The organism is Blautia sp. MCC283, assembly GCF_018785565.1.
In the GTDB taxonomy this organism is placed as follows: domain Bacteria; phylum Bacillota; class Clostridia; order Lachnospirales; family Lachnospiraceae; genus Blautia_A.
The window spans coordinates 1-10,013 of sequence record NZ_WQQB01000007.1; the positions used below are offsets into that span (position 1 = coordinate 1).

Here is a 10,013-nt window from a genome sequence, read left to right on the forward strand (position 1 = left end):
CCCGGTCACGCCGCTGCTTCTGATGCTTCAGGGAAAGTGGAAAACACAGATTCTCTATGAGCTGTGCATCCATGATACGGTTTCCGCTGTTCTATATCGGTGCGAAGCTACAGAAGTCAATATTCCTTACCATTATGATGATGGCAACGTACATATGAACCATGTGATAAGATTGAAAAAGCTGGATCAGTACAACCCGTCTTTTCTCCCGTTTGAGAAGCTGAAAGCCTATGGGATTGGTGCGGTACGTGGGCCACGAAGAATGCCTCACAGTCTGATTTGCGAACTGGAAAGGAATCGGTATGAGTAGTGATATTTGGAATCCCTGGCATGGCTGCCGCAAATACAGTGAGGACTGCGACCACTGCTATATGCACTATCTGGACAATGAACGGGGCAAATCAGGCGGGGAAATTTATAAGGTCAAGACAAATTCCGGTTTGTCGCTCACAAGCAAAAGTATTGTACCACATCTTTACGAATTTTTCTACCACTTCGATTATACTCACGACTTAATGACTTCTTGAATACTTGCCGAAAAAGAAAAACTGCCATCGGTTTGACAGCAGTTCTTCTTCGGTTGGTATCCGTTAGGAATACACAATATCATTCAATACAATCTCATCGGCACAGGTTCGAATGTTATTCATCAATCCTATCCATCTCATCATATCCGTTGCTTTCAGTTCTTCCGTTACACCCTGCTTCTTTGCCATTTCCTTTATCAGATATTCCGCCATATCACGAGCCGAAGTATCAATTTCGGCAAGGTGTTCATATAACTTTCCGCTTGTCAGCAGATTAAAATATAGCACACGCTTATGTTCCCTCAAATATCGTTGCCGCAATCGACCATATTTTGAAAGGGGAGGACTTTTCTCTACTGTCAGGCAGGGATAATAGTAATCTCCGATGAGTTCGTATCGGATACCTGTTCTTTCGTCTGTAATAAATCTTTGCATAGTTCTTTCTCCTTTTGCTTCTTGTAGTAAAACTCCAAGGTTTTCTTATTGTGATTTACCTTTTTACATTCCTCGGAACAGAATTTCTGCTGACTGTGTGTAGGCCAGTAAGTACTGCCACACACAGCACATACACGCTGACGATAATAATGACTTCCTTTTTCCGCTTCTCTATCGGCTTTTGTCTTATCCTGCCTTGCCTGATAGCAGCAATCCTTTGAACAGAAAATCTGTCGGTTGCTTGTAGGGGTAAACTCTTTCCCACAATGAGGACATACCTTTGTTTTGACGATTTCGCCACCGTTTTCAGCAAGTTTTTTTGCCTTTCGCTTCTCTCGATAGGCTTTTTCACGCTGACGCTGTTTCTCCAATCGCTTCTTTTCTTCCTGTTCTTCCTGCTCTTTTATCTCGGCAAGTTCTTCCTCGGTGTAGGCAATATCGACCTGTCCGACATAATTGAAGTAAATATCAACCTTTTGTGTCTTTGCTTTTCCCACACCCTCGGCTTCATACACCACAATCTTGTCAATGAGTTCGGTAAACATCAAATCAGAAACTTCCGTAGGATTTTTGTACTTGCGTATCAGCGATATAAAATGCTGAATATCCATAGTGCTGTCTTTTTCTTCAGAAAGTTCCTTTTTCATCGTTTCCATTTTCGCTTCCAATTCAGCCTGTTCATCGTCATACTGCTTCATCAGTTGCTTGTATTGTCTTTCGGGTAGCAATCCCGATATAAGATTTTCATACAAGCCACGAATGAGCGTAGAGAGTTCGTCATAGCGTTTCTGACAGCGTTTCAACTCCGATTGATTGTGCTTCGGCTTTTCCTCTTGCTTATCTTTCCAAAGGGATTGCAGTTCCAAAGCAAAGGCTTTTTCATCATTCAGAACAAATCTTGAAAAGCGTTTAACTGCCGATAATATCAAGGCTTCAACATTATCAGCACTAATCGTATGGGAAGTACAGGAATTAACCCTGCTTGCATACCCGCCGCAACGGTAAGAATACTGAACAGAACCGTCTTTCTTGCTATAATGCGTTTGCAAAGTCATTCTCCTGCCACAGTCGGCACAGTACAGATAACCGCTTAATCGGTTGGTATGTGTACCTCTTGCCGCAGCTCTGTTCACTCGTTTCTTTCGCTTCTGAACGCTGTCCCAAAGTTCCTGCGATATGATAGGCTCGTGGGTGTTATAAAACACATACTGCTCATCTTCATCGGTAGTCTTTCTCTTATGCAATTTAAAATTGGTGCTGACCGACTTTCTCAAAACAGTATGTCCAAGATATTCCTGCCTGCTTAAAATCGTTCTAATGGCAGATATGCCCCAAATATAAGGGTCTGCAAACTTAATCCCGTTGTACTGTTCTGGGTGATATTCCTTTGCATATGCGGCAGGAATTAAAACCTTTTCTTCGGTCAGTATTTCCGCTATGGCTCGTGGACTTTTGCCCTCATTGGCAAGCAGAAAGATACGCTTTACCACCTCAGAAGCCACAGGGTCAACAACAAGCGTCTGCTTATCGCTCGGCAATCGGTTATATCCATAAGGGATTGAACCGCTACAACGCTTTCCGTCTTTCATTCGGGCATCAAATACAGCCTTGATTTTATTGCTCGTGTCTTTGGCATAAAATTCGTTCATAATATTCAAAAACGGAGCAAAATCATTATCCGAAGCATTGTTGCTGTCAATGCTGTTGTTGATTGCAAGAAAACGGACATCTTTCTGCGGAAACAGAATTTCCGTATAAAATCCGACTTGCAGATAGTTTCGCCCTAATCGGCTCATATCCTTAACAATCAATGTTCCGACATTGCCTGCTTCAACTTCTTTTATCAAAGACTGAAAGCCTGGGCGATTGAAATTTACACCCGAAAAACCATCGTCAGTAAAATGGCGGATGTTCTCAAAGCCATTTCTACGGGCATAATCTTCGAGGTATTTTTTCTGATTGGTAATGGAATTACTCTCGCCATTCAGGTCATCATCTCTTGATAATCTCTCATAAAGTGCTGTAATCTTTGAAGTCCTTGACATTCTCTTAACCTCCTTCCTTATGTATTTTCAATTTAGGACAGTTAATTTTATCGTCCTATTAAAGTATAGCCCTCCGGTGATAATTCGATTGCGGTTACTGTCTCCCCGAACGTTGCCGCCCAGGAATCAAAGTGTCCCATACCCATACGCATGAGTGTGTCATACTGGAGATAACGCATGATAGTGTAAAGCTCCGTCATACTGTTCGATACGGGAGTACCTGTAGCAAAGGTGATCCCTCTGCCGCCGGTCAGTTCATCCATGTACCGACATTTCATAAACATATCCGAACTTTTCTGTGCATCCGTCTGTGAGATACCCGCCACATTCCGCATTTTTGTATACAAAAAAAGGTTCTTAAAACTATGACTTTCATCCACAAACAGCCGGTCTACGCCCAACTGCTCAAAAGTTACTACATCATCCTTTCTGGTCTGGTCATTGAGTTTCTTCATCCTCGCCTGCAGACTCTTCTTTGTTTTTTCCAACTGCTTGATGGTATAATTCTGTCCTGCCTGATGTGCCGCTTCTTCAATGGAAAACGTAATATCTGCGATCTGATCTTCCAGCATGGCAATCTGCCGTTCCCTTGAAAGGGGGATTTTCTCAAACTGTGTATGTCCAATGATCACGGCATCATAATCTCCTGTCGCAATACGGGAACAGAAACGTTTTCGGTTTGCCGGCTCAAAGTCCTTCTTTGTTGCCACCAGGATATTTGCTCCCGGATAGAGACGTAGGAAATCACTGCCCCACTGCTCGGTCAGATGGTTTGGCACAACATAAAGATTCTTCTGTGAGAGTCCCAGCCGTTTTGATTCCATACCGGCTGCGATCATCTGGAACGTCTTCCCTGCTCCTACGCAATGAGCCAGAAGGGTGTTATTTCCATACAGCACATGAGCCACTGCGTTTTTCTGGTGCGGCATCAGAGTGATCTCCGGATTCATGCCGACAAACTGAATATGGCTTCCATCATATTCCCGTGGACGGATGCTGTTAAATCGTTCATTATAGATCTTACAGAGATCTTCCCGTCGGTGCAGGTCTTTAAATATCCACTCCTTAAACTCCTCTTTGATCAGCTCCTGCTTCTGCTGTGCCAGCATCGTTTCCTTCCGGTTTAATTCCCGGTGTTCCCCCTCGGCATCCTGTACCGTGTCATAAATCTTGGTATCCCGAAGGTTTAAGGCATCTTCCAAAAGGCGGTAGGCATTGGCTCTCTGTGTTCCATATGTGGAAGTGACAAGAGCATTTCCGTAGCTGTCCACATTCTTTCCCATAACATTCCATTGTCCGGTCACTTCGGCATACTGGACTTTGACCTTGCTCCCTACATAATATCTTGGAGTGTGGAATGTCTCTGCCATAAACCGTGTAATGTAATCCTCGGAGATCCAGGTTGCCCCAAGTCTTGCTTCAATCTCTGATGCATCCAGATCTTTTGGCTGTACCTGCTCCAAATACTGCACATTCACCTCATATTCCGGGTGATCTTCTGCAAACTGTTTTGCGATCTGCAGTTTCTCCCTCACATTTCCAGAAAGATATTCGTCCGACGGCTCCCATTTTTCACTGATCGGATTCTTAAAGATCACCCCTGCCAGTTCTTCGGTAAGCTCCTCTTCTGTTTTCCCGGAAAGCTGTACCATATAGGAAAGGTCAACGCCTGCCCTCTCACCAATGGAAACCGCAAGTGCTTCACTGGCAGTATCCACGGAAGTTACCGTTTCTGCCCTGCGGATTGTCCTTTTGGTAAAAATATCCGCTTTCCGTTTTAGTTCTCCCTTATCATCCAGAAATTCCAGAGAAGTCAAAAGACAATAACTACTGTCCTGACTAAATGCCCTCTTATTGGCATTGCTGCTGATAAGACCATATTTTGCTGTAAAGGTATCATATTCTTCATTGAGTTTTCCCTGCAGCTTTGTGATCTGTTCATCGCTTCCCTCTTCCATCTGACACCGGATCAGTTCATTCGTAACATCACGGATCTTCACCATCCCTTTGACACGTTCCGCTGTCATTGCCGGAAGCTCCATGCGGTTCATCACAGAATTTTCCCGGTAATAGACTTCCTCATTCACTACGGTAAAACTGAAATTCTTTACATCCGGGTCTGCCGGGATAGAGACAACATCCTCTTCTAACTCTGTATCCGAAAGTTCCAGTTCCGTGATCGTGCCATGGATATTCCTAATCGCTTCTTTTAACTGTTCTTCTAAGGTAATGCCTTCTTTTGGTTTTACGGTCACTTCCTGCTTTCCGTACTGGGTACTTTCTGTAGTAAAATCACCAAGCACCATTTCCGGATGCTCTGCAAAATAAGCATTGACCGAATAACCTTCCGGTGTTTCCTTTAGATTTAACCATTCCGGTTCCTCAATGGATGCCCTGTCCCTTTTCTGGAAAAACAAAATATCAGAAACAACACTGGTATTGGCATTTCTCTGGAACGCATTATTCGGTAATCGGATGGCTCCAAGCAGTTCTGCCCGGTTTGCGATATACTGTCTCACTGCCAGATTCTGCTTATCCATCGTTCCACTGGAAGTTACCACAGCCACTACGCCGCCGGGACGCACCAGATCAAGGGATTTTGCAATAAAATAATCATGGATCATAAAATGATGCCGGTCATATCTTCGGTCACTGACCTGATACGCTCCAAACGGAACATTGCCTATCACACAGTCGAAAAAGCTGTCCGGATAACTGGTTTCCTCAAATCCCTGCACGGCAATCTTATTTTTCTGGTAAAGCTGTTTTGCGATCCTTCCCGAAACCGGGTCGAGTTCTACACCGTACATATTGGCTTTGCTCATACTCTCAGGGATTAGTCCCATAAAGTTACCGACACCACAGGACGGTTCCAAAATATTTCCCTGTTTCAGTCCCATATTTTCCAGTGCTTCATACATACTTCGGATCACGGTTGGGGACGTATAAAAAGCATTTAAGGTCGATGCCCTTGCTGCACTGTATTCTTCTGGTGATAAGGTATTCTTTAACTCCAGATACTCATTCGCCCAGCTGCTGTTATTTTCCTCAAATGCCTGTGGGATACCACCCCAGCCAACATAACGGGATAAGATTTCCTGTTCTTCGGGTGTTGCCAGACGTTCTTCTTTCTCCAAAATCTGTAACAAATGGATGGCTTCCATATTTGCCTTATACTTTGCCTTCGGACCGCCTGCCCCAAGGTCATTATCCTGAATCCGAAAATTATGCGGTTCTGTTACAATCTTTTCTACTTCCGGTTTTAAATATGGCTGGAATTCTCCCTCATATCCAAACAGTTCATTTTCTCCGGGAATATAATTGCGTCCGGTTTCCAGACACCGGAACACATCGGCAGTCGGTGCATTGCTGACTGCATAAAAATCATCATACGAATACTTTGGGAAATCTTCTGTATGGTAGGTTGATAAATGCAGTTCTGTATTGGAACGGGTCTGTGCAACCAGATCTTTTCCTTCTATTCCTTCCGGCAATACCCCTACTGCTTCAAAATGATACCCCTGATACTCAAAAACACCTTCATCCCAGGACTCCGCCAATTCTTCTGCTGTTTTAGCTGTTACCTCTTCTTCTGGTTCTTTCTGTTCCTGTCCCTCAGAAGTTTCTATTATTTCCTGCTCCTGACTCTCTGAAATAGATTCTTCAGCAGTAACCTCTTCCTCTTCTATTTCCTCTACATCTGACATATCTACTACGGTCGGTTCTGCCACTGCCTTCGTATCCAAGAAATCAAACATGGTCATCTGGTGTCCGGATGGTCCCGCAAAAAACGGTTCTGCTTCTGGTGTCGGGAATATCGTATAAGTTCCTTCTGCATACTGGTGGAGTTCCGAAAGAAGTTCTGTTTTCTGCTGATAGTTTGTCCCATACGCTTCAAAATCCAATGGCAGAGCTGCCAATGCTACATCCATCTTCTGTAACAGTTCTTCTGTCTGCTCTGGATTCTCTAATACTGCGACCATTTCTTTTCCTGGTTTTTCCCAGAAGAAGTCATCTGTAAAGGGTCTGTCTATCTCTTCCGGAAGACGGTCATAAAAGCGGAGTACCTTATTCGCCATCTGCTCCCGTTCATATTCCGGCATACGAGCATAATCTTCTGCCTGCAGGAACTGGTCATTCTTTATCAGATAAGCTACTCTGTTTGCAACTTTATTCCAGGATAATAAAATTGACGTATATGGATTCCCATAAGCACCTCTTGCAAGAAACAATCCTTTTCCATCATAGTTTGCGTGTGAATCATCGGCACCAGACAGTGCATGACTGCTTCCACCGATCCCATACTGTTCCTTGATAAAACCTGTCCTCGATCTTTCATCTTCATGAAGTAGATAAAAGGAATACGTCCTAAGCCTGCCCTGCGAATACGCTCCACCTCCTGCAAGATAAGCATCAATCTCATCCTGTGTAATGAACATCGGATGTTCTTTCCAGGCAAAGCCGTCCCTAGCCTGATAAGGAATCACCTCATCCGCAAACTTTTGAAACTGCTTTGAGATATTTATAGGATTATAATGATGGAAACGCATAATAGAATGATTTTCTTCATAGGCTTCTGCCAGTGCATCCAGTCTTTCATTCAGCTCCGAAAGCCACTGGGGATCCTCCAGCTTTTCTTCCAGATAATCCGTGATCTCCGGATAGATACTGCGAAGATGTGGTAAGTCCTCTTCGTCAAAAACAATCTCCGCTACTCCTTCTGCCATATCCCCTTTCATATAGGCAAGAGCCTGGGCGTGTTCTTTTACTGCATTACTTCTTGCCGCATCCAATACAGACTGCGGTGCATATTCACCCTGGTCTAAAAGCTGATGGATACGTCCGCTGACATCTTCCCATGATAAAAATGCCTTATCTAAGATATGGTCTGTAACCGTATGCCCTACTGCGATCTGCATCCCGGTTTCATCAAACCAGACTGAATATTCATTTCCATCAATCTGAAAACCTTTTCCACCTTTACGGTATTCACGCTTCACAAACTCCGTATATTCCTCTGGTGTCTGTTCACTCATGAAATTATAGATGATCCGGAGCTGGCTGGCTTTCCGGTTTCCTCCTGTCCGTAAGATCTCATCGACAACTTCCTCTGGAATCGGGATTTCTCCGGCATAAAGGGCAGCTGCCCTTTCCTCGATCTGCCGTCTTTGTTCATTTACGGTTGGATATTCGGGCAAAGATAAAGCAGAGGCGATCTCTTCCTCTGCTTTACTCAATCCATCTTCTCTTGTATCTTCGACTAACTGTATACCAATTCCGTCAAGATACTCTCTTCCGCTGTTGCCATCAGTGCGTTCATGTGTGCTGTCCATGCCATCGGATCTGCTTCCTTGTCCGGTGCCGGACTCTTCTCCAGTAATTTCTCCATCTGGCTGTCCATTCTCTCCTGTGCCGCTTTCTCGATCTGTTCCAGATGGCTGTTCAGCTTCCCGGTCAGGAACAGGCTCTGATAAAGGCTGTTCTTGTGTTCCTTCAGAAATGTCCTCCGTAGCATCCCGTATTTCCCGATCGTCACTTCTTCCTCTTCGACGGTCAGATTCGGAAACAGGTAATCTCCCTTGCGATGATATGTCAGTTCCATAATCGGTTCCTCCTTCATTTTCAATATTTTCTTCTTTTTTCGTTTCTGCATTCCGGTTTTTAGTTTCACGCATTAACGTGGTAAAGTTATTATAATTCCTTTCATTGGAATTTTCAACCTCTTTTCTCGCTTCTTCCAGAGAAATTTTATGTACGGTCTTTCCAATATCAATCAGAATACTCTCACTGAGCTGGCTTGCCGCATTTCCAAGGAAGGTGAGAACTGACAGATGGTTATAATCTGTAATATGCATGAAGTCCTCTTCTTCCAGAAATTCCATCGGGTCAAGCCCGCATCGCCTGGAAAGCAGATAGTAAACACTGTCTGTTACCAGCTGACGGAAATCACTGCGGATCGTCACCTCATCCAGATCTTCCAGATAAGTACCTTCTACAGCATATTCCAATCCATCCAGGTATTCCTCCAGATTGTCATTGACCATTTCCCTTGCGACCGCCATCAATGCGTCCTGCAAAGTTGCCGCATCCTTTTCTTCCAGAGCATAGACTTCTGCCAGATGGGTGAGGATCTCTTCTCTCTGGTGTTCCTGCATCTTCCAAAGATACGGGCTTCTGCCTCCGGCTACCATGTGGGTATCCGAAATATCAAACACATAACGAAGTTTGGTATTCTGCCAGGTTTCATCAAACAGAGCAATTCCTCTTGCACCACGATTTACCCAGCGTAACATCTTTTCATTCCATAGTTCCAGTGATGCACAGGCTGTTGCGTCTGGACGCTGTGCATGGATCAGAAGCTGGTCTGAAAAAGAATACCGATATAACCTTGATGCTGTGTCCATATAATCCATCCAATCCCCTGGCGAACTGCTCACTGATACGGCATGTTCCTGTATCAAGTTTCGGATGTCCTGTAGTTTAGACATTTAACTTCCCTCCTGTCAATAAAAAAACAGCCTACTCTTTTTAGAATTGGCTGCATAAAATGTACTTTACTTTTCGGAGAGAAAATGCTATATTCTAATTGAAAAGAGTAACCGCCCACAAGGTGGATGCTCTTGGATTAGGTTTTAATTTATTTTGCTCTCAAAGAGAGCTGCCTATCCTGTTGGCAGACAGGGTAGGCTATTTTTTTCGCTTGTTGTCCCTATTATCCAAATAGGCAAGCAAAGCAATCAGAAACGTACCGCCTAAGAACAATAAGCTCAAGACTTCGTATGTATCCATTCGCTCCACCTCCCTTCTTCTGTATCCCTTAACGGAATCTGAAAATCCAGGAGGTTTTTACCAACCCTGTACACGGTTGCTCCAGTAATATTCTAACAGGTAACTCTCCGCAAAGCAATTCCTTTTTACTTCATACGCACGACAAACGCATGAATGGTTAGCAACTGCAAATTCTATTTTTTTCTACTTTTTAAGCTTCTAAAAGCTCTTCTAAATA

The 10,013-nt window shown here is 43.9% G+C and carries 5 protein-coding genes and 1 pseudogene; 2 read left to right on the top strand and 4 right to left on the bottom strand.

What is annotated here, in order from left to right:
• Positions 1-310, top strand: a pseudogene (locus GPK81_RS02145) (hypothetical protein); the annotation flags it as partial.
• A complete protein-coding gene (locus GPK81_RS02150; protein WP_215706456.1) occupies positions 303-527 on the top strand; it encodes a DUF5131 family protein in 225 nt (74 codons plus the stop codon). The pseudogene GPK81_RS02145 and the gene GPK81_RS02150, both read left to right, overlap by 8 nt.
• A gap of 63 nt (positions 528-590) precedes the next feature.
• Here the strand turns inward: GPK81_RS02150 and GPK81_RS02155 are convergent, their stop codons facing one another.
• The 4 genes from GPK81_RS02155 to GPK81_RS17850 form a co-directional block, all read right to left on the bottom strand.
• Complete coding sequence (locus tag GPK81_RS02155) at positions 591-962, bottom strand: TnpV protein (protein WP_004612398.1); 372 nt, start codon at positions 960-962, stop codon at positions 591-593.
• Positions 887-3,007 carry a recombinase family protein gene (locus GPK81_RS02160; protein WP_055173296.1) on the bottom strand — a complete coding sequence of 707 codons (2,121 nt, stop codon included), beginning with the start codon at positions 3,005-3,007 and terminating at the stop codon, positions 887-889. The genes GPK81_RS02155 and GPK81_RS02160 overlap by 76 nt, the downstream gene beginning before the upstream one ends.
• 47 nt (positions 3,008-3,054) lie before the next feature.
• Positions 3,055-9,495 (bottom strand): DEAD/DEAH box helicase family protein, encoded by a 6,441-nt coding sequence (locus GPK81_RS18240; protein WP_330627462.1) that lies wholly within the window; start codon positions 9,493-9,495, stop codon positions 3,055-3,057.
• A 199-nt stretch (positions 9,496-9,694) separates the two neighbouring features.
• Positions 9,695-9,796, bottom strand: coding sequence for a putative holin-like toxin (locus GPK81_RS17850; RefSeq protein WP_015524590.1), 102 nt, complete (start codon positions 9,794-9,796; stop codon positions 9,695-9,697).
• Between the last annotated feature and the right edge of the window lie 217 nt (positions 9,797-10,013).

Coding starts and splice junctions, on each gene's coding strand:
- GPK81_RS02150 (WP_215706456.1), top strand. CDS start 303: ATGAGTAGTGATATTTGGAATCCCTGGCATGGCTGCCGCAAATACAGT.
- GPK81_RS02155 (WP_004612398.1), bottom strand. CDS start 962: ATGCAAAGATTTATTACAGACGAAAGAACAGGTATCCGATACGAACTC.
- GPK81_RS02160 (WP_055173296.1), bottom strand. CDS start 3,007: ATGTCAAGGACTTCAAAGATTACAGCACTTTATGAGAGATTATCAAGA.
- GPK81_RS18240 (WP_330627462.1), bottom strand. CDS start 9,495: ATGTCTAAACTACAGGACATCCGAAACTTGATACAGGAACATGCCGTA.
- GPK81_RS17850 (WP_015524590.1), bottom strand. CDS start 9,796: ATGGATACATACGAAGTCTTGAGCTTATTGTTCTTAGGCGGTACGTTT.